The 19,673-nt window shown below is 42.4% G+C and carries 16 protein-coding genes, 9 tRNA genes and 3 rRNA genes; 26 read left to right on the top strand and 2 right to left on the bottom strand.

Translation table 11 applies throughout. The features are described 5' to 3' along the window. Window positions 1–36 precede the first annotated feature (36 nt). Complete coding sequence (locus ACNQFZ_RS07105) at window positions 37–222, bottom strand: hypothetical protein (protein ID WP_458414606.1); 186 nt, start codon at window positions 220–222, stop codon at window positions 37–39. Window positions 223–401: 179 nt separating this feature from the next. Between ACNQFZ_RS07105 and ACNQFZ_RS07100 the strand changes: the two genes are divergently transcribed. From ACNQFZ_RS07100 to perR, 13 genes are all read left to right on the top strand, one after another. Continuing rightward, window positions 402–671 carry a gamma-type small acid-soluble spore protein gene (locus ACNQFZ_RS07100; RefSeq protein WP_458414605.1) on the top strand — a complete coding sequence of 90 codons (270 nt, stop codon included), beginning with the start codon at window positions 402–404 and terminating at the stop codon, window positions 669–671. A gap of 247 nt (window positions 672–918) precedes the next feature. Continuing rightward, window positions 919–1,884: a bile acid:sodium symporter family protein gene (locus tag ACNQFZ_RS07095; protein WP_458414604.1), complete on the top strand. Its 966-nt coding sequence runs from the start codon at window positions 919–921 to the stop codon at window positions 1,882–1,884. A gap of 118 nt (window positions 1,885–2,002) precedes the next feature. Further along, window positions 2,003–2,533, top strand: a complete 531-nt coding sequence (ntdP, locus tag ACNQFZ_RS07090) for a nucleoside tri-diphosphate phosphatase (protein WP_458415335.1) — start codon at window positions 2,003–2,005, stop codon at window positions 2,531–2,533. An 85-nt stretch (window positions 2,534–2,618) separates the two neighbouring features. Then, window positions 2,619–4,394 (top strand): ABC transporter ATP-binding protein, encoded by a 1,776-nt coding sequence (locus ACNQFZ_RS07085; RefSeq protein ID WP_458415334.1) that lies wholly within the window; start codon window positions 2,619–2,621, stop codon window positions 4,392–4,394. Between the two features lie 632 nt (window positions 4,395–5,026). Then, a complete protein-coding gene (locus ACNQFZ_RS07080) occupies window positions 5,027–6,049 on the top strand; it encodes an ABC transporter ATP-binding protein (RefSeq protein WP_458414603.1) in 1,023 nt (340 codons plus the stop codon). An 81-nt stretch (window positions 6,050–6,130) separates the two neighbouring features. Continuing rightward, window positions 6,131–6,922, top strand: a complete 792-nt coding sequence (locus tag ACNQFZ_RS07075) for an ABC transporter permease (protein ID WP_458414602.1) — start codon at window positions 6,131–6,133, stop codon at window positions 6,920–6,922. 6 nt (window positions 6,923–6,928) lie between these two features. Then, a complete protein-coding gene (locus tag ACNQFZ_RS07070) occupies window positions 6,929–7,714 on the top strand; it encodes an ABC transporter permease (protein ID WP_458414601.1) in 786 nt (261 codons plus the stop codon). Between the two features lie 65 nt (window positions 7,715–7,779). Next, window positions 7,780–8,244, top strand: a complete 465-nt coding sequence (locus tag ACNQFZ_RS07065) for an ion channel (RefSeq protein ID WP_458414600.1) — start codon at window positions 7,780–7,782, stop codon at window positions 8,242–8,244. Between the two features lie 61 nt (window positions 8,245–8,305). Beyond that, entirely contained in the window at window positions 8,306–8,776 is a 471-nt protein-coding gene (gene bcp, locus ACNQFZ_RS07060; RefSeq protein WP_458414599.1) for a thioredoxin-dependent thiol peroxidase, read from the top strand. Between the two features lie 15 nt (window positions 8,777–8,791). Continuing rightward, a complete protein-coding gene (locus ACNQFZ_RS07055; protein WP_458414598.1) occupies window positions 8,792–9,901 on the top strand; it encodes an aminopeptidase in 1,110 nt (369 codons plus the stop codon). 218 nt (window positions 9,902–10,119) lie between these two features. Next, window positions 10,120–11,070, top strand: a complete 951-nt coding sequence (locus tag ACNQFZ_RS07050) for a D-2-hydroxyacid dehydrogenase (protein WP_458414597.1) — start codon at window positions 10,120–10,122, stop codon at window positions 11,068–11,070. Between the two features lie 2 nt (window positions 11,071–11,072). Further along, a complete protein-coding gene (locus ACNQFZ_RS07045; protein ID WP_458415333.1) occupies window positions 11,073–11,618 on the top strand; it encodes a cob(I)yrinic acid a,c-diamide adenosyltransferase in 546 nt (181 codons plus the stop codon). A 126-nt stretch (window positions 11,619–11,744) separates the two neighbouring features. Continuing rightward, complete coding sequence (gene perR, locus ACNQFZ_RS07040) at window positions 11,745–12,182, top strand: peroxide-responsive transcriptional repressor PerR (RefSeq protein ID WP_458414596.1); 438 nt, start codon at window positions 11,745–11,747, stop codon at window positions 12,180–12,182. Between the two features lie 33 nt (window positions 12,183–12,215). Here the strand turns inward: perR and ACNQFZ_RS07035 are convergent, their stop codons facing one another. Then, entirely contained in the window at window positions 12,216–12,581 is a 366-nt protein-coding gene (locus ACNQFZ_RS07035; protein WP_458414595.1) for a YgzB family protein, read from the bottom strand. A gap of 166 nt (window positions 12,582–12,747) precedes the next feature. On the opposite strand from ACNQFZ_RS07035, the gene ACNQFZ_RS07030 reads away from it, so the two are divergent. The 13 genes from ACNQFZ_RS07030 to ACNQFZ_RS06970 all read left to right on the top strand — a co-directional run bounded on the left by ACNQFZ_RS07030 (window position 12,748) and on the right by ACNQFZ_RS06970 (window position 19,667). Then, a complete protein-coding gene (locus ACNQFZ_RS07030; RefSeq protein ID WP_458414594.1) occupies window positions 12,748–13,617 on the top strand; it encodes a nucleotidyltransferase-like protein in 870 nt (289 codons plus the stop codon). Window positions 13,618–13,947: 330 nt separating this feature from the next. Continuing rightward, window positions 13,948–15,494 (top strand): 16S ribosomal RNA (locus tag ACNQFZ_RS07025). A 153-nt stretch (window positions 15,495–15,647) separates the two neighbouring features. After that, window positions 15,648–18,580, top strand: a 23S ribosomal RNA gene (locus ACNQFZ_RS07020). Between the two features lie 106 nt (window positions 18,581–18,686). Further along, a 5S ribosomal RNA gene (rrf, locus tag ACNQFZ_RS07015) occupies window positions 18,687–18,803 on the top strand. The 16S, 23S and 5S rRNA genes sit together here with 9 tRNA genes alongside, the layout of an rRNA operon. Window positions 18,804–18,814: 11 nt before the next feature. Next, window positions 18,815–18,889, top strand: a tRNA-Asn gene (locus ACNQFZ_RS07010). A 1-nt stretch (window position 18,890) separates the two neighbouring features. Next, window positions 18,891–18,982 (top strand) — tRNA-Ser (locus ACNQFZ_RS07005). Between the two features lie 18 nt (window positions 18,983–19,000). After that, window positions 19,001–19,072, top strand: a tRNA-Glu gene (locus tag ACNQFZ_RS07000). A gap of 70 nt (window positions 19,073–19,142) precedes the next feature. After that, window positions 19,143–19,218 (top strand) — tRNA-Val (locus ACNQFZ_RS06995). 7 nt (window positions 19,219–19,225) lie between these two features. Further along, window positions 19,226–19,302, top strand: a tRNA-Met gene (locus ACNQFZ_RS06990). An 18-nt stretch (window positions 19,303–19,320) separates the two neighbouring features. Then, window positions 19,321–19,396 (top strand) — tRNA-Asp (locus ACNQFZ_RS06985). Window positions 19,397–19,400: 4 nt separating this feature from the next. Further along, window positions 19,401–19,476 (top strand) — tRNA-Phe (locus ACNQFZ_RS06980). Between the two features lie 6 nt (window positions 19,477–19,482). Continuing rightward, window positions 19,483–19,558 (top strand) — tRNA-Thr (locus tag ACNQFZ_RS06975). Between the two features lie 24 nt (window positions 19,559–19,582). Beyond that, a tRNA-Tyr gene (locus ACNQFZ_RS06970) sits at window positions 19,583–19,667 on the top strand. Window positions 19,668–19,673 lie beyond the last annotated feature (6 nt).

Here is a 19,673-nt window from a genome sequence, read left to right as displayed (position 1 = left end):
TCCGCCTTTTATGCGTCTCGAGGCACCACTTGCGTGCTATCCGTGAATACCGCCGCGGGCCTCGAGCTCCTTAATGATTTGATTGTGAATGGAAACGCCTTCGATATTAAGATAAGGAGCCATTTGCTGCAATGATTTATGGAAGTAGGCTAATTCATTATCGCTCCATTCTTGCTTTGGAATCATCGTTAATTCTGTCATATCGCGACCAACATTATGCATAAGATTGGCCTCCTTTTCATATCCTCGTTGTTATTTTTTATTGAATGCTATATTTTATGCAAACCAGATTACAAAATTTTTTCGTATAGAAAAAGGACAAACGTACAAAATAAACTCGTGCAAGCCACTGACGAGTGAAAATCAGTTTGGCTTGTAAAACCATTCTGGAGGTGCCTACGATGGCAAAAATGAATAGTCAATCTGGATCTAATATTCAACAAGTAAGACAACAGAACGCACAATCAGCTGCTGGTGCAGGTCAATTTGGAACAGAATTTGCTAGTGAAACAAATGTACAGCAAGTACGACAACAAAATGCTCAATCAGCAAGAGCTGGTGCTAATGCTAATGCTGGCCAATTTGGAACAGAATTTGGCAGCGAAACGAACGTACAAAACGTTAGACAGCAAAACGCTCAAGCTGAGCAAAATAAAAGCCAAAACTCATAATTGAGTTTTAACGGCTAAAAGCAAAAAAGCATTCCCAACCGCTCGGTAGGGGAATGCTTTTTTTGTTGTCTTAAAGTAATAGTAAAGCCACTATATTATAAAAACTTTTCCAACCCTACCTTAAAGAATCCACCTTGGAAATCATATTTGGTGTAAACGTCTAATGAAATAATAGAAGAATGGTAGTATAATATTCTTATTAAAATCTTGAATAACTCCCCGCATTAAAGATGAAAGGGATCACGATATGCTGCAATTATTAAATAAAATATTATTGAAGTTTATGCCGGTTATGACACCAATAAGTGTTGTAATCGGTATCGTTTTTAGTGATAGTCTAACACCTTTTGTGTTTTTAGTACCTTGGCTGTTTGCTTTTATGACATTTTCGGGCAGTTTGAATTCCAACTTTGCAGATATTAAATCTGTGATACGATATCCAAAGCCGCTTTTTGTATGCCTTGCGATGCTGCATATAATCATGCCACTCATCGCACTAGGTGTTGGTCATATTGCTTATCGAAACGACCCGTATACGATTATCGGGCTGGTACTGGCTTTCTTAATTCCAACAGGAGTTTCCAGCCTAGTATGGGTATCAATCTATAAAGGAAATATTATCTTTACTCTAGCAATTATTGTTATCGACTCTTTATTATCGCCATTTATTGTTCCAGCTGTGTTACATGTATTTTTCGGTAAGACCGTGCACATGAATGGCAGCGAAATTATGCAAGGTTTAATTTGGATGATCGTTCTTCCGTCCATTTTAGGAATGCTTTTGAATGAGTCATCCAAAGGAAAAATTGGTAAGATACTGTCACCTAAACTAGCTCCTTTTTCAAAACTTTGCTTAGGAGCGGTAGTTGGATTAAATGGTGCTGCCATTGCTCCCCATTTTAAAGAAGTTAATAGTCAGCTTCTAATCCTAGTAGCAACAGTATTTTCACTTGCATGTCTGGGGTATATCGTTAGTTGGTTTATTGCTAAAAAGTTATTTAAAGAAGATTCCAGCATCCAGATTGCTTTAATTTATAACAGTGGGATGAGAAATATCAGCGCAGGAGCTGTTATTGCAATTACTTATTTTCCCGCGCCGGTTGCTATTCCAGTCATTATTGGAATGTTGTTTCAACAAATTCTTGCCTCCTTCACAGGAACGATTTTGTCCCGTCATTATCATGAGCCTGTAAAAGAAGTAAGTGCTTCATAAAAAATTGTACTTTTTTTTGAAATTTTTAAATAAGAATAGTTTTAAATTATGCTGTAAACCGTTATAATAAGTAAAAAAGTGGGTAAGTTTGCTTATTCGTAGAGAAAGGAAAGATAGTATGTTTGTCCCCAAGGCAGGAAGTAAAATACAAATTCAAAGCTATAAGCATAGTGGGACTATACACCGTGTTTGGGAAGAAACTACTTTGTTAAAAGGCAACCGATCAGTGGCAATAGGTGCGAATGACCGTACGCTGGTAACTGAATCGGATGGTAGAACATGGATTACACGAGAGCCTGCGATTTGTTATTTTCATGCAAACCATTGGTTTAATATCATTGGCATGCTTCGTGAAGACGGTGTTTACTATTATTGTAACCTAAGTTCACCTTTCGCTTGGGATAATAGTACATTGAAATATATCGACTACGATTTAGATATAAAAGTATTCCCAGACATGACATTTACTATTTTGGATGAAGACGAATATGAGCTGCATAGCAAGCAGATGAATTACCCCGTTGAGATTGATTATATTCTTAGGAAAAATATGAACGATTTAATTTTATGGATTCGGCAAAGGAAGGGACCCTTTGCTCCCGATTTTATCGATAATTGGTATGAAAGATATTTAACCTACCGTTCGTAAAAGTACATATGGTATGATTTAAGGGGCTGGTATATACAGCCCCTACTGTTTTTTTGTACGTATTTCTAATGGGTGGTGTTTCATTCTGGATAGTATTAAAAGGTATATGAAGTTTGTCAGTCCATATAAATCGAAAATCTTTATAACAATTATTATTGGTTTATTGAAATTTGGCATCCCTCTACTTATGCCGTTAATCTTAAAATATGTCCTTGATAACATTATTTATAATGACGAAATGGTAGTTGATGAGAAAATCCATCAGCTCTTTATGATTATGGGAATTGCCTTTTTAATTTTCCTTATTTTACGACCACCGGTTGAATATTACCGCCAATATTATGCACAGTGGGTTGGCAGTAAAGTTCTATATGATATTCGCGACCAGTTGTTTTCCCATATTCAAAAGCTTAGCTTACGATATTATTCCAATACAAAAGCGGGCGAAGTCATTTCAAGAGTGATCAATGATGTTGAGCAGACAAAAACGTTTGTTATAACTGGCTTAATGAATCTATGGATTGATATTATGACCATCTTTATTGCCTTAGCCATTATGTTTGCGATGGATATCAAGTTAACGTTTATTGCTATTATTCTTTTTCCTCTTTATGGATTTTCGGTTAAATATTTTTATGGAAGACTTCGTCACTTGACGAGAGTTCGCTCACAGGCGTTGGCAGAGGTGCAGGGGCATTTGCATGAGCGGGTCCAAGGCGTACCGGTTATTCGGAGCTTTGCGCTGGAGGATTACGAACAAAAAGCATTTGATAAAAAAAATCAAAACTTCTTGGACAAAGCGCTTGACCATACAAGCTGGAATGCGAAAACATATGCTGTTGTCAACACAATCACTGATATAGCTCCATTAATTGTCATTGCCTTTGCAGCATACGCGGTTATTACAGGATCAATAAAAGTTGGTACAATGGTTGCGTTTGTTACATACATGGATAAAATATACAATCCGTTACGGCGACTTATTAATTCATCAACGACATTAACTCAGTCGATAGCTTCGATGGACCGTGTTTTTGAATTAATTGACGAAGAGTATGATATCGTTGATAAACCAAATTCAATTGAATTAAAAAAAGTCGAAGGGAACGTGACCTTTGATAACGTAAGTTTTAAATATAATGAAAATGAGTCCCTTGTTCTAAAAAGTATCTCGTTGGATGTAAAACATGGGGAAACGATTGCCCTTGTAGGAATGAGTGGCGGCGGAAAATCATCACTGGTAAGTCTAATTCCACGCTTTTATGATGTCAGCTCCGGGAAGATTTTATTAGACGGCACTGATATCCGGGACTTTAAAGCACGCTCATTGCGGGATAAAATCGGCATGGTCCTGCAGGATAATATTTTATTCAGTGAATCTGTTAAAATGAATATCCTTATGGGAAACCCTTCAGCAACCGATGAAGAAGTGATCCAAGCGGCCAAGGCAGCCAATGCACATGATTTTATCATGGAGCTTCCGGATGGATATGATACGAAGGTTGGTGAAAGAGGGGTAAAACTTTCAGGGGGACAAAAGCAGCGGGTTGCGATAGCACGGGTATTTTTGAAAAATCCACCGTTGTTAATTCTAGACGAGGCTACATCCGCTCTTGACCTTGAAAGTGAACATTTAATCCAAGAAGCGCTCGATAAGCTTGCCAAGAACCGCACGACATTTATTGTTGCCCACCGTCTTGCAACGATTACCCATGCAGACCGCATTGTCTTAATCGAGTATGGCGAAATAACAGAGGTTGGCACACATGAGGAATTAATGGAAAAACAAGGTGGCTACTATAATCTCTTTAAAGTTCAGCAATTGGATGATGTTAAAAAAGATTCAGTTTCGTCGGTCTAAGTGATATTGAGGGGCTATCCTGGAAGTCGTTTCTTCGGCTGGGGGATAGCTCTTTTGTAATTTTGTGGCATTGTTTATCGAGCATGAAATTTGTACAAGGCATAATATTTGGATAGACTATTTTTTAGATTGCAGGCTTCACAAGTGTGTCTTGCATGCCCAAAACGGGCTGGGAAGCTGGCCGGTGGTAATGCAAGAGCGTCTCGCGTGCCCGAAACGGGCTGGGAAGCTGGCCGGTGGTAATGCAAGAGCGTCTCGCGTGCCCGAAACGGGCTGTGAAGCTGGCAGATGGTAGAGCAAGAGCGTCTCGCGTGCCCGAAACGAGCTGGAAAGTTGGCCGATGGTAACGCAAGTGCATCTCGCGTGCCCTAAATTAACTGGCAAGGGTAAGTAGCGCCCGCGAAAGCGTAAAAGTAGTGTGCCCGGTCACTAGCAATAGGAAGTAGCGCCCGCGAAAGCATAAAAGTAGTGTGTCCGGTCACTAGCAATAGGAAGTAGCGCCCGCGAAATCAGAAAAGGAGCGTGCGCGGTCATTAGCAAGAGGAAGAAGCACTCGATCTCAAACGAAATCTGGGCAACGGTCTCGCAAGGGTGCAATGCATAACGCGCTTCAAATTTTGGAGGGAATGGAAATGGACTACATTATTGATGTAGATAATCTTCGTAAAGAGTTTAAATCATATTCAAGCCGAGGCGGTTTAAAGGGGGCTTTTCGCGATTTATTAAACCGGCAGTATAAGATTGTACCGGCTGTTGAGAATATCTCTTTAAAGGTAAAGCCAGGGGAAATGGTTGGCTATATCGGTGAAAATGGTGCGGGTAAATCGACGACAATCAAAATGTTGACGGGTATTTTGGAGCCGACATCGGGAAAAGTGCGTGTAAACGGCATGAATCCACACAAAGAGCGGGAACGCTTCACGCAAACAATTGGCGTAGTTTTTGGGCAACGGTCGCAGCTTTGGTTGGATATTGCTGTACAGGAATCATTTCGGCTTTTAAAAAAGGTGTACAAAGTCTCGGACCAAGATTATAAGGACCATATGGAACATGTCATTACAACGCTGGATATTGAACCGTTATTAGATAAACCGGTTCGAAAGCTGTCCCTTGGACAAAGGATGCGCTGTGAATTGGCGGCGGCTTTAATTCATAATCCGCCCTTATTATTTCTAGATGAGCCGACGATTGGCCTGGATGTTTTGGTGAAGCTGAAAATTAGAGAGTTTTTAAAAGAAATCAACCAGAAATATAATACAACCATCCTCTTGACAACCCACGATTTAACGGATATTGAAGCGTTATGCGAACGTGTTGTCATGCTTGATGAAGGTAAAATTATTTATGATGGTAGCTTGGAAAATCTACGTTCCAATTGGGGTGATCGTAAACAAATTCATTTTCAATTCGTCTACCCAACAAGCCAAAGTCAATTAGAAAAAACAACAGCTGACCTTGTCGTTGATTGGCAAAAAGGAGAACATGACAATAGTTGGATAGCAAATGTAAGCAATGAGGATGAAATTGTTTCGACGATTATTACAAGGATTGTAGCCAATAATCAGATAAGTGATATGAAAATTGATGAAATATCAACCGAGGAAATCGTCCGCAATATTTATGAAAAAGGGCTGAAGGTAACAGCAATGTCTTAATGGTGGAGTGGGAAATGCAGCGGCTTATTTTTCACTATTAACCAACAGTGATCGGTTTTTAAAGGCCAAGGGGGTGTCGGAATGGCTAAATACATAGAAATGATTCGAATTCGGTTTTTAATGATGCTTGCCTACCGAACGAATTATTATAGCGGCATTTTAGTGTATAGCATCAACATTGGTGCTTATTATTTTTTGTGGACAGCAATCTACGGGGAGAAACAATCGATTGAAGGTTTGACTGTTATGCAAATGGTCACCTATATTGCCGTTGCTTGGATGGCGCGTGCTTTTTATTTTAACAATATTGACCGGGAAATTGCCCGTGAAATAATGGAAGGGAAAGTAGCTGTAGAGCTGATTCGCCCTTATAATTACTTAACGATGAAGATGATGGCAGGTCTTGGTGAGGGGATTTTTCGCCTTTTGTTTTTCTCACTTCCGGGAATGGTGATTGTGAGTTTAATCTTTCCGCTTGACTTTTCCAACAACTTGACAACTTGGGGGCATTTTGGGCTTTCGACAGTATTAAGCTTTATCGTCAATACGGAAATCAATTTATTAACAGGAATCATGACATTTTTTATTTTTAATATTTCAGGGCTGCTTCGGGCTAAACGGGTGATTATTGATTTATTTTCTGGTCTTTTGCTCCCGATTAGTTTTTATCCGGGTTGGGCTCAAGAAGCGATGAGCTTTTTACCTTTTCAAGCTATTAGCTACATTCCAAGCATGATTTTTACAGAAGGTTTACAAGGAAGCGCGATATACCATGCCCTTATGCTCCAGTTTATTTGGGCGGTTGTGCTGATTGTACCGATTCAAACATTATGGGTCATTGCCAGGAAGCGGCTTGTTGTACAAGGGGGGTAGCGTGAGATGTTTTATGTTTCGATGTTTTTTCAATATATGGGCCAATATTTGAAGACGAGATTGGAATACCGTACGGATGCGGTTGTTGAAATTGTTTCGGATTTGTTATTTCAGGCTGTTAATCTAATTTTTATTGTCGTTGTTTTTGGCCATACTGATTTTTTGGGTGGCTGGAGTCGGGATGAAATCATTTTTATTTACGGCTTTTTTCTTGTTCCTTACGCTCTTTTTTCTGCCTTTTTTAATATTTGGGATTTTAATGATCGATATATTGTAAAGGGGGAAATGGACCGGATTTTAACAAGGCCGATTCACAGCTTATTTCAAGTCGTATTAGAGAGGATGGAGCTTGAATCGCTGTTTGGAATCATCACCGGCCTTATCATTATGATTTATGCAGGCAATCATTTAGGCTTGCAGCTTCATTGGTATGATCTGTTTATTTTTATAGTGATGGTCTTTGGCGGTATGCTAATTTATGCAGGAATTTTCATTTCGCTTGCGAGTATTGGTTTTTGGTCAGATGCCCGCACTGATATTATGCCGATGGTTTATAATATCGGAAACTATGGGCGCTATCCTGTTAATATTTATAATAACGTAATCCGTTTCATTTTAACTTGGATTTTACCGTTTGCCTTTGTTGGGGTATATCCGGCTGCTTACTTTTTGGGAAGGAAGGAATGGATTTTATATGCTTTTTTAACACCAGTAATGGGAATTATCTTTTTCATGCTCGCCCTTTGGATTTGGAATCAAGGTGTAAAGAAATATCGGGGAGCAGGCAACTAGAGTGTTTCTAATTTCCACGCGGATCTCATACTATAGTATAAAGTTTTCTTGATGGTCTTTTTATTATGGATGGATGGAAATGGTGGTGTCATATCGGGATGTTGTTTATAGGTATTGGCTCAATGCTTGGCATCATTTACAAGAGTCTCGAATGGATTTGGCTTAGAGATCAATTTCAAAGAAATATGAGGCATTTATTTTCTATTGAAAATTTTCTGCTCTTGATTCTTACATATGTGATTTTATTGCTTGGGTTTGGCTTTATTTATACGATGATTGAGGCATCGGGAACATCAATCATTATAGAAGCGGGGAATAAGGTGGAGCCGCCCTTTATTCATATTATGGGAACGGGCATCTATTTTAGTGCGGTTACATTATTTTCGTTAGGCTATGGTGATGTCGTCCCTATTGGAGTTGGCCGATGGTTGGCCATACTTGAAGCCTTAATCGGCTATTTGCTACCGGCAGCCTTCGTAATGAAATCGGTGATCGATTTTGAGGGCTCTTTTTATAAAGAGCGAGGGTAATTATTTGTAAAAGTCACAAAATTTGGCTAATCTGAAAGTAAACAGAATGGGAGGTATGAATGTGTCAGTAGAAATTGGAACAAAAGCACCTGATTTTGAGTTGCCGGCAAGTAACGGTGAAACCGTTACATTATCGGATTTTCTTGGGAAATATGTTGTTTTATATTTTTATCCAAAAGATATGACGCCTGGTTGTACGACCGAGGCTTGTGATTTTAGGGACAAGCATGAAAGCTTTGCTGAATTAAATGCTGTCATCCTTGGGGTAAGCCCTGACGCAATGAATCGCCATGATAAATTTATTGAAAAGTATGAGTTGCCATTTTTACTTTTGGCTGACGAGGAACATAAAGCCGCTAAAATCTACGATGTATGGAAACTGAAAAAAAATTATGGCAGAGAGTATATGGGGATTGAACGCTCCACTTTTATTATTGGCAAAGACGGCAACCTTGTAAAAGAGTGGCGCAAGGTGAAAGTAAAGGGTCATGTTGAAGAAGCTCTTCAATTTATTAAGGATAACTTAGCATAAGGAAGTGTTCCGGATATGGTAGATCCTCGAATTAAGCAGTTAGCAACCACGATTTTAACGCATTCCGTCAAGCTTGAGGCTAAACAACGGGTTATTATAAAAGGACATAATTTAGCAAAGCCATTAATCCTTGAGTTGATTGACCAAACATACAATATAGGTGCCTATCCTTATGTGGAAATGTTGGATGATGATATTACTCGGCAATTATTTATGGGATATGAAAAAGACCAGCTCGAGACATTTGCCCAGTGGGAAATGAAAAAATACCAGGATGTAGATGCGATTGTTGTCATTGTTGGAGAAGAAAACGATGCGGAACTGGCAGAGGTTCCCCGTGAAAAATTCCGTATCCGTGGTGAAGTCATGAAACCGGTACAGCAATTTTACATAAACAATCGAAAATGGGTGTTATTAAATTTTCCGACAAGAGGGCTTGCCCAAAAAGCGGGCATGAGTACGCCAAAGTTTACGGACTTCCTATTAGATGTTTGCAATGTTGATTATCGGAAAATGGCGATAGCGATGAAACCGTTAAAAGAGCTGATGGAAAGAACAGATAAGGTGCGAATTGTCGCACCAGGTACGGATCTTACTTTTTCCATTAAAGGAATCCCTGCTATTCCTTGTGCTGCAGAAAGTAATATTCCTGATGGGGAAGTGTTCACTGCACCGGTGCGTGACAGCGTCAATGGAACCATTACGTACAATACACCATGTCCTTATCAAGGCGTTACGTACAGGAATGTACAATTGACATTTAAAAACGGCAAAATTATCGATGCCAAGGCAGATCAAACTGAAAAAATCAACGAAATTTTTGATATTGATGAAGGTGCGCGATTTATTGGGGAATTTGCTATTGGTGTCAACCCATTAATCGAAGAGCCGATGGGTGATATTTTATTTGACGAAAAAATATGCGGCAGTCTGCACTTTACACCGGGTGAAGCCTATGAAGAAGCAGACAATGGCAATCGTTCCGCGATTCATTGGGATATGGTGCTTATTCAGCGGCCGGAATATGGCGGCGGGGAAATTTATTTTGACGATCAATTAATTAGAAAAGATGGGCTTTTCGTACTTCCAGAATTGGAAGGATTAAACCCTGATCGATTAAAATAAGGCCTATTTTATGTTGAAACAGGCGATAACCTATACAGAAGATGCGGTTTGAACGTATAGTAAAGTGTAGGGCATACCTCCTCAGATGATAGCATTGTAGCGGGATATAATTTTATATCCCGCATTTTTTTACTGAAGAAAGGATATTCGACTTCCGCCGTTGTGAGCGGCAGTTGTGTCTTTTTTAATCGATTCTAAAGCCAATTAGAGGTGACACTGTGAAAGTAGTAACATCATGTAAATTGAATCCAAACATCCAAAAAGAGCTGTTAGAAAAATTTCCGGAATTAGACTTTTCGTTTCAGAACTCGATAAAAGAGGCTGAAGCGAAGCTTGCGGAAGCTGAAATTTTAGTGACATATGGTGAAGATTTAAATGAAGAATTAATTAATAGGGCGGCTAATTTAAAGTGGATTATGGTTTTTTCAGCAGGAATTGAAAAATTGCCTTTTGAAGCAATCAAGAAGAAAGGAATTCTAGTTACAAACGCCCGGGGGATTTCGAAGACACCGATGGCTGAGTATACTATTGGTATGATGCTGCAAGTGGCAAGGAAGTCTAAAGAGATTATTGATAATGAAAAGCAGGAAGTCTGGAATCGCAGGCTAAAAATGATTGAAATATCGGGTAAAACCATTACTATCATCGGCACAGGCGCGATTGGTTGTGAAATTGCGAGACTTGCAAAAGCTTTTCAAATGAAAACGATTGGTATTAATCGCAGCGGACGGAAAGCGGAATATTTCGATGATATCTATCCCGCTCAGGAAATGGAACAGGCAATTGAACAGGGAGATTATACAGTTGCAGTATTACCTAGTACACCTGATACATATCATGTACTTACAGAACAACACTTTAAAAAAATGAAGCAAGAGAGTGTTTTTATTAATATTGGAAGAGGCAGCATTGTTGCTGAAGAAGTCTTACTAAAAGCTCTGGAAAATAATGAAATATCCCATGCTGTCATAGACGTATTTGAAACAGAGCCGCTACCAATTGGACATCCTTTTTGGAAAATGGAAAATGTAACGGTTACTCCGCACATCTCAGGGCTTTCCCCGCAATATCAACCGAGATGTTTAAAAATATTTGAAGATAACCTGCTACAATATGTATCAGGTGAAAATAACTTTATAAATGTAATTGATTTAGACAGGAGGTATTAATGATGAAAATTTATACTAAAACAGGCGACAAAGGAACAACATCATTAGTCTATGGCGAAAGAGTATCAAAGACAGACCCACTTGTTGAAGCTTATGGGACTTGTGATGAGGCCAATTCACTAATTGGCTTAGCCTTAAGTTATATAAAAAAGGAAGACCTACCAGGGAAAAAGGAAATCAACGAGGTTTTTCATCGTATTCAAACATCTCTTTTCCATGTCGGCGCGGAAATATCAACTCCTGCTGGTAAAGAAGTGAAGTGGAAGGTATCAGAAAAAGATATTTCAGAGTTAGAGCTGGTTATGGATCAATGGGACGAAAAATTACCAGCACTGCAAAACTTTATATTGCCTGGTGGACATCCAGCGGGTGCTGCTTTACATGTCGCTAGAACAATTGTTAGAAGAGCAGAACGAAAAGCAGTAGCCATTGGTGAAGTCAATCCATTGGTATTGTCTTATTTAAATCGCCTTTCGGACTTTCTGTTTGTGGCGGCACGTTATATAAATTATTGCTTAAAAGAGGAAGAAACCGGACTTCATCAATAGGGGATTACTAATAGGGAGACATTGGTATTGACAATCTAACTTAAGTAAATGTACAATATTAATAATTAGATTATAACTATTATAAAGTAATAATGTATTTTACGTAATGGAAAGAGGTGCATGACGATGTCAGAAGTGCGCATACAGGAAGCAATGGAGACTTTAAAAGGATCAGGAGTTCGAATTACTCCACAGCGTCATGCGATATTGGAGTATTTACTTCAGTCGATGTCACATCCAACAGCAGATGATATTTACAAGGCTCTTGAAGGCAAGTTTCCAAATATGAGTGTTGCAACAGTCTATAATAATTTACGTGTTTTTAAGGATGTAGGACTAGTACGGGAGCTGACCTATGGCGACTCATCTAGCCGTTTTGATTGCAATATTTCAGATCATTATCACATTATTTGTGAGAATTGCGGCAAGATTGTTGATTTCCATTATCCAGGCTTCTATGAAGTAGAAACGCTTGCGGAACATGTTACTGGTTTCGAAGTAAGCCATCACCGTATGGAAGTTTATGGAGTTTGTCCGGAATGCCAAGAAAACAAAAAACATTAAACAAAACAAAAAGCTGAAAGTGCAAATGTGCTTTCAGCTTTCTTTTTTTGATTGTTTTCTTGAGTTGTATTTTTCATCGAATTCTTTACCTTCAAGGTTTTGATCAATCGTTAATGGCTCGCTACAATGCATACATAAGTCAACTCTACCAAGCATTTTGGTAGGCTTATGACAGGACGGACATACAACCTGTATGGTTTTCGTCGAGAGCATACCAATCCAAAAATAAACGATTGTGCTTGCGATAATAAATAAAAAGCCAAGAAAAATAAAAGTTACCATCAACCAGGCGGTTGTCTTAAAGAATATACCAACGTACATGACTGCAATTCCAATAAAAATAAGGATAAGAGCAAAGGTACGAATTTTATTAATTTTACTTGAGTATTTTAAGCCCATTCAATTCCCTCCTAAATGACAATTATACCATATCAGAAAATGAAAGGTTAGAATAGTTAGCGAAATTTTTGTCGAAAAAAGGTATTTTCATTTTTTTGTAGAAAATATATAGTATCGCGTTTGAAACAAAAAAAGGTAATAAAGTTTGTATGGAGGATTAATAGATATGGATGACCTACTCCGACCGATATATGAAGCAAGAATTGATCGTGAAGAAACACTAAGTGTATTAATGTTAGATAAAACAAATAGCCCTTTAACAGAGCCCTTCGATGCAGTCATGATTATTTTAAAAAAGGATAAGGGTGCTTTAGAATCAACTTATGACGTAGAGCACTATGACCTCGAAAATAAAAAGATAGCTGTTCATATAATCGGGGAACATAAATTTTTAGAATGGCTAGCTGGAGGCAAACAGCGCCGGTATTTGTTATGGATATTAAATGGGCGGATATTGTTTGATAGAAATGGATATATTGCAAAGTTTAGAAAAGAACTGTTGGACTTTCCGGTTGAAAAAAGAAAAAGGAAAATCACTATTGAATTTGCGAAATTAATCAGAAGTTTCTCTTACGGGAAGGAACTATATGAAGGAAAGCAATATTTAGATGCTTTTAACCAAATGGTAAAGGCTTTACACCATTTAGCACGTCTATCAGTGATAGAACATGGCTATTACCCGGAAATTACCGTATGGAGCCAGGTTAAACGGATTGACACAGAGGTGTATACCTTATATTTAGAATTAGTTGAAAGTAGTGAACGCATAGAAAAGAGAGTGCAGCTACTACTTCTTGCGCTTGAATTTGCAATAAGTTCTCGAGCGAGAATAGGAAGCAGTTACTTAATAGAAGTAATGAAGTCGAGAAAAGAGCCATGGACCATTACTGAGTTGGCAAATGAGCCGAAACTGAAAGGTCTTACAATAGATTTAGGTTTGCTTCTTCAGTATTTAAAAGTAAAACATATTGTTCAAATTGATAGTGAAGAGGTAGATGATCAGAGTATCCGTCAGAGGAAATATAAAATAAGATAAAATAATGTTGACTTAATAGAAATCACATGATATATTAAAAACCGTCGCTGCAATACAAAAAACAGCGGCGGTATTTAATGAAATAAGTATTGACTTCTTGTTTTGTTAATGTTATATTAGTAAGGTCGCTGTTTCGAAAGAAAGATTAAAACTTTTGATAAAAAAGTTGTTGACTTCTATGAAACGGTTTGATAAAATAAGAAACGTCGCCGAAAGATAACAGCGAGCGAAAAAAATGATCTTTGAAAACTAAACAAAATGTCAAGCGTGCAAATAAAGTTGAACCTTTGAGTTCAACACAAGTCAGTTTAATTTTGAGCAATCAAACACTTTTTGGAGAGTTTGATCCTGGCTCAGGACGAACGCTGGCGGCGTGCCTAATACATGCAAGTCGAGCGGATGACGAGGAGCTTGCTCCTCTGATTCAGCGGCGGACGGGTGAGTAACACGTGGGCAACCTGCCTGTAAGACTGGGATAACTTCGGGAAACCGGAGCTAATACCGGATAACTCATGAGACCACATGGTCTCATGATAAAAGATGGTTTCGGCTATCACTTACAGATGGGCCCGCGGCGCATTAGCTAGTTGGTGAGGTAACGGCTCACCAAGGCGACGATGCGTAGCCGACCTGAGAGGGTGATCGGCCACACTGGGACTGAGACACGGCTCAGACTCCTACGGGAGGCAGCAGTAGGGAATCTTCCGCAATGGACGAAAGTCTGACGGAGCAACGCCGCGTGAGCGATGAAGGCCTTCGGGTCGTAAAGCTCTGTTGTTAGGGAAGAACAAGTATCAGTTAACTGCTGGTACCTTGACGGTACCTAACGAGAAAGCCACGGCTAACTACGTGCCAGCAGCCGCGGTAATACGTAGGTGGCAAGCGTTGTCCGGATTTATTGGGCGTAAAGCGCGCGCAGGCGGTTCTTTAAGTCTGATGTGAAAGCCCCCGGCTCAACCGGGGAGGGTCATTGGAAACTGGGGAACTTGAGTGCAGAAGAGAAGAGCGGAATTCCACGTGTAGCGGTGAAATGCGTAGAGATGTGGAGGAACACCAGTGGCGAAGGCGGCTCTTTGGTCTGTAACTGACGCTGAGGCGCGAAAGCGTGGGGAGCAAACAGGATTAGATACCCTGGTAGTCCACGCCGTAAACGATGAGTGCTAAGTGTTGGAGGGTTTCCGCCCTTCAGTGCTGCAGCTAACGCATTAAGCACTCCGCCTGGGGAGTACGGTCGCAAGACTGAAACTCAAAGGAATTGACGGGGGCCCGCACAAGCGGTGGAGCATGTGGTTTAATTCGAAGCAACGCGAAGAACCTTACCAGGTCTTGACATCCTCTGACAATCCTAGAGATAGGACTTCCCCTTCGGGGGCAGAGTGACAGGTGGTGCATGGTTGTCGTCAGCTCGTGTCGTGAGATGTTGGGTTAAGTCCCGCAACGAGCGCAACCCTTGTCCTTAGTTGCCAGCATTCAGTTGGGCACTCTAGGGAGACTGCCGGTGACAAACCGGAGGAAGGTGGGGATGACGTCAAATCATCATGCCCCTTATGACCTGGGCTACACACGTGCTACAATGGATGGTACAAAGGGAAGCAAGACCGCGAGGTGGAGCCAATCCCATAAAGCCATTCTCAGTTCGGATTGTAGGCTGCAACTCGCCTACATGAAGCCGGAATCGCTAGTAATCGCGGATCAGCATGCCGCGGTGAATACGTTCCCGGGCCTTGTACACACCGCCCGTCACACCACGAGAGTTTGTAACACCCGAAGTCGGTGGGGTAACCTTTTGGAGCCAGCCGCCTAAGGTGGGACAGATGATTGGGGTGAAGTCGTAACAAGGTAGCCGTATCGGAAGGTGCGGCTGGATCACCTCCTTTCTAAGGATAATAAGGTACGCTTCGACATTTTGTTTAGTTTTGAGAGAGCATTTCTCTCAGAACTTGTTCCTTGAAAACTAGATAATCGTAAACATTCATATTTACTGTAAGAAAGTTCTTATTACAATCATGATGATTCAATCAATCATCTTAGGTTAAGTTAGTAAGGGCGCACGGTGAATGCCTTGGCACTAGGAGCCGATGAAGGACGGGACTAACACCGATATGCTTCGGGGAGCTGTAAGTAAGCTTTGATCCGGAGATTTCCGAATGGGGAAACCCACTGTTCGTAATGGGACAGTATCTTTACCTGAATACATAGGGTATTGAAGGCAGACCCGGGGAACTGAAACATCTAAGTACCCGGAGGAAGAGAAAGCAAATGCGATTTCCTTAGTAGCGGCGAGCGAAACGGAAACAGCCCAAACCAAGAGGCTTGCCTCTTGGGGTTGTAGGACACTCTATACGGAGTTATAAAGGAATGAAGTAGGTGAAGTGGTCTGGAAAGGCCAGCCAAAGAAGGTAACAGCCCTGTAGCTGAAACTTCGTTCCCTCTTGAGTGGATCCTGAGTACGGCGGGACACGTGAAATCCCGTCGGAAGCTGGGAGGACCATCTCCCAAGGCTAAATACTCCCTAGTGACCGATAGTGAACCAGTACCGTGAGGGAAAGGTGAAAAGCACCCCGGAAGGGGAGTGAAAAAGATCCTGAAACCGTGTGCCTACAAGTAGTTGGAGCCCATTCATGGGTGACAGCGTGCCTTTTGTAGAATGAACCGGCGAGTTACGATCCCGTGCAAGGTTAAGTCGAAGAGACGGAGCCGCAGCGAAAGCGAGTCTGAATAGGGCGTCAAGAGTACGTGGTCGTAGACCCGAAACCAGGTGATCTACCCATGTCCAGGTTGAAGTCCAGGTAACACTGGATGGAGGACCGAACCCACGCACGTTGAAAAGTGCGGGGATGAGGTGTGGGTAGCGGAGAAATTCCAATCGAACTTGGAGATAGCTGGTTCTCCCCGAAATAGCTTTAGGGCTAGCCTTAAGGTAAGAGTCTTGGAGGTAGAGCACTGATTGGACTAGGGGCCCCCATCGGGTTACCGAATTCAGTCAAACTCCGAATGCCAAAGACTTATCCTTAGGAGTCAGACTACGAGTGATAAGGTCCGTGGTCAAAAGGGAAACAGCCCAGATCACCAGCTAAGGTCCCAAAGTGTACGTTAAGTGGCAAAGGATGTGGAGTTGCCCAGACAACCAGGATGTTGGCTTAGAAGCAGCCACCATTTAAAGAGTGCGTAATAGCTCACTGGTCGAGTGACTCTGCGCCGAAAATGTAACGGGGCTAAACGTACCACCGAAGCTGTGGATTGACACTTACGTGTCAGTGGTAGGGGAGCGTTCTAAGGGCTTTGAAGCTAGACCGAAAGGACTGGTGGAGCGCTTAGAAGTGAGAATGCCGGTGTGAGTAGCGAAAAGACAGGTGAGAATCCTGTCCATCGAAAGCCTAAGGTTTCCTGAGGAAGGCTCGTCCGCTCAGGGTTAGTCGGGACCTAAGCCGAGGCCGAAAGGCGTAGGCGATGGTCAACAGGTTGATATTCCTGTACCACCTCTTTACCGTTTGAGCAATGGAGGGACGCAGTAGGATAGGGCAAGCGCGCCGTTGGTTGTGCGCGTCCAAGCAGTTAGGCTAATGAGTAGGCAAATCCGCTCATTGTGAAGGCTGAGCTGTGATGGCGAGGGAAAATAGTACCGAAGTTCCTGATTCCACACTGCCAAGAAAAGCTTCTAGCGAGGTAGAAGGTGCCCGTACCGCAAACCGACACAGGTAGGCGAGGAGAGAATCCTAAGATGCGCGAGAGAACTCTCGTTAAGGAACTCGGCAAAATGACCCCGTAACTTCGGGAGAAGGGGTGCTCTGGTAGCGTGCAAGCGCGAGAGAGCCGCAGTGAATAGGCCCAAGCGACTGTTTAGCAAAAACACAGGTCTCTGCGAAGCCGTAAGGCGAAGTATAGGGGCTGACACCTGCCCGGTGCTGGAAGGTTAAGAGGAGGGGTTATCCTTTACGGAGAAGCTCTGAATCGAAGCCCCAGTAAACGGCGGCCGTAACTATAACGGTCCTAAGGTAGCGAAATTCCTTGTCAGGTAAGTTCTGACCCGCACGAAAGGTGTAACGACTTGGGCACTGTCTCAACGAGAGACTCGGTGAAATCATAGTACCTGTGAAGATGCAGGTTACCCGCGACAGGACGGAAAGACCCCATGGAGCTTTACTGCAGCCTGATATTGAATTTTGGTACAGCTTGTACAGGATAGGTAGGAGCCTGAGATACGTGAGCGCCAGCTTACGTGGAGGCATCGGTGGGATACTACCCTGGCTGTATTGAAATTCTAACCCACGCCCCTGATCGGGGCGGGAGACAGTGTCAGGTGGGCAGTTTGACTGGGGCGGTCGCCTCCCAAAGAGTAACGGAGGCGCCCAAAGGTTCCCTCAGAATGGTTGGAAATCATTCGCAGAGTGTAAAGGCACAAGGGAGCTTGACTGCGAGACCTACAAGTCGAGCAGGGACGAAAGTCGGGCTTAGTGATCCGGTGGTTCCGCATGGAAGGGCCATCGCTCAACGGATAAAAGCTACCCTGGGGATAACAGGCTTATCTCCCCCAAGAGTCCACATCGACGGGGAGGTTTGGCACCTCGATGTCGGCTCATCGCATCCTGGGGCTGTAGTCGGTCCCAAGGGTTGGGCTGTTCGCCCATTAAAGCGGTACGCGAGCTGGGTTCAGAACGTCGTGAGACAGTTCGGTCCCTATCCGTCGTGGGCGCAGGAAATTTGAGAGGAGCTGTCCTTAGTACGAGAGGACCGGGATGGACGCACCGCTGGTGTACCAGTTGTCTTGCCAAAGGCATCGCTGGGTAGCTATGTGCGGACGGGATAAGTGCTGAAAGCATCTAAGCATGAAGCCCCCCTCGAGATGAGATTTCCCATTCGTAAGAAGTAAGATCCCTCAGAGACGATGAGGTAGATAGGTCTGAGGTGGAAGCGTAGCGATACGTGGAGCTGACAGATACTAATCGATCGAGGACTTAACCAAATTTATAAAGTAAATTGAATGTAGATTATCTAGTTTTGAGGGAACAAAGTATTGAATAATCTAAATAAATTGATTATAATAATACTTGTCCTTTGATAATATTATGTCTGGTAATAATGGCGAAGAGGCCACACCCGTTCCCATTCCGAACACGGCAGTTAAGCTCTTCAGCGCCGATGGTAGTTGGGGGCTGTCCCCCTGTGAGAGTAGGACATTGCCAGGCATGATCTTCATTCCACAGTAGCTCAGTGGTAGAGCTATCGGCTGTTAACCGATCGGTCGCAGGTTCGAATCCTGCCTGTGGAGCCATGGAGAGCTGTCCGAGTGGCCGAAGGAGCACGATTGGAAATCGTGTAGGCGGTTAACACTGTCTCGAGGGTTCGAATCCCTCGCTCTCCGCCACTTTTCAAATATATCTCTGGCCCGTTGGTCAAGCGGTTAAGACACCGCCCTTTCACGGCGGTAACACGGGTTCGAATCCCGTACGGGTCACTAAAAAAGGAAGGCATGCTAAATGCGTGACGTCCTGTCACAGCGCATGCACTTACACTTTCTATACATTGGAGGATTAGCTCAGCTGGGAGAGCACCTGCCTTACAAGCAGGGGGTCGGCGGTTCGATCCCGTCATCCTCCACCATTATTATCGCGGGGTGGAGCAGTCTGGTAGCTCGTCGGGCTCATAACCCGAAGGTCGTAGGTTCAAATCCTGCCCCCGCAACCAAAAAAAATTAACACGAATGGTCCCGTGGTGTAGGGGTTAACATGCCTGCCTGTCACGCAGGAGATCGCCGGTTCGATCCCGGTCGGGACCGCCATTGTGGCTCGATAGCTCAGTCGGTAGAGCAGAGGACTGAAAATCCTCGTGTCGGCAGTTCGATTCTGTCTCGAGCCACCATATGATGCCGGCTTAGCTCAATTGGTAGAGCAACTGACTTGTAATCAGTAGGTTGAGGGTTCAAGTCCTTTAGCCGGCACCACTTTAATAATATATTTAATAAGCTGGAGGGGTAGCGAAGTGGCTAAACGCGGCGGACTGTAAATCCGCTCCCTGTGGGTTCGGCGGTTCGAATCCGTCCCCCTCCACCATTTTAA

Source organism: Schinkia acidoalkalinis, from assembly GCF_054301215.1.
This window is presented reverse-complemented; position numbering and strand designations above follow the sequence as displayed.

Coding starts and splice junctions, on each gene's coding strand:
- ACNQFZ_RS07105 (WP_458414606.1), bottom strand. CDS start 222: ATGCATAATGTTGGTCGCGATATGACAGAATTAACGATGATTCCAAAG.
- ACNQFZ_RS07100 (WP_458414605.1), top strand. CDS start 402: ATGGCAAAAATGAATAGTCAATCTGGATCTAATATTCAACAAGTAAGA.
- ACNQFZ_RS07095 (WP_458414604.1), top strand. CDS start 919: ATGCTGCAATTATTAAATAAAATATTATTGAAGTTTATGCCGGTTATG.
- ntdP (WP_458415335.1), top strand. CDS start 2,003: ATGTTTGTCCCCAAGGCAGGAAGTAAAATACAAATTCAAAGCTATAAG.
- ACNQFZ_RS07080 (WP_458414603.1), top strand. CDS start 5,027: ATGGACTACATTATTGATGTAGATAATCTTCGTAAAGAGTTTAAATCA.
- ACNQFZ_RS07075 (WP_458414602.1), top strand. CDS start 6,131: ATGGCTAAATACATAGAAATGATTCGAATTCGGTTTTTAATGATGCTT.
- ACNQFZ_RS07070 (WP_458414601.1), top strand. CDS start 6,929: ATGTTTTATGTTTCGATGTTTTTTCAATATATGGGCCAATATTTGAAG.
- ACNQFZ_RS07065 (WP_458414600.1), top strand. CDS start 7,780: ATGGATGGATGGAAATGGTGGTGTCATATCGGGATGTTGTTTATAGGT.
- ACNQFZ_RS07055 (WP_458414598.1), top strand. CDS start 8,792: ATGGTAGATCCTCGAATTAAGCAGTTAGCAACCACGATTTTAACGCAT.
- ACNQFZ_RS07045 (WP_458415333.1), top strand. CDS start 11,073: ATGAAAATTTATACTAAAACAGGCGACAAAGGAACAACATCATTAGTC.
- perR (WP_458414596.1), top strand. CDS start 11,745: ATGTCAGAAGTGCGCATACAGGAAGCAATGGAGACTTTAAAAGGATCA.
- ACNQFZ_RS07035 (WP_458414595.1), bottom strand. CDS start 12,581: ATGGGCTTAAAATACTCAAGTAAAATTAATAAAATTCGTACCTTTGCT.
- ACNQFZ_RS07030 (WP_458414594.1), top strand. CDS start 12,748: ATGGATGACCTACTCCGACCGATATATGAAGCAAGAATTGATCGTGAA.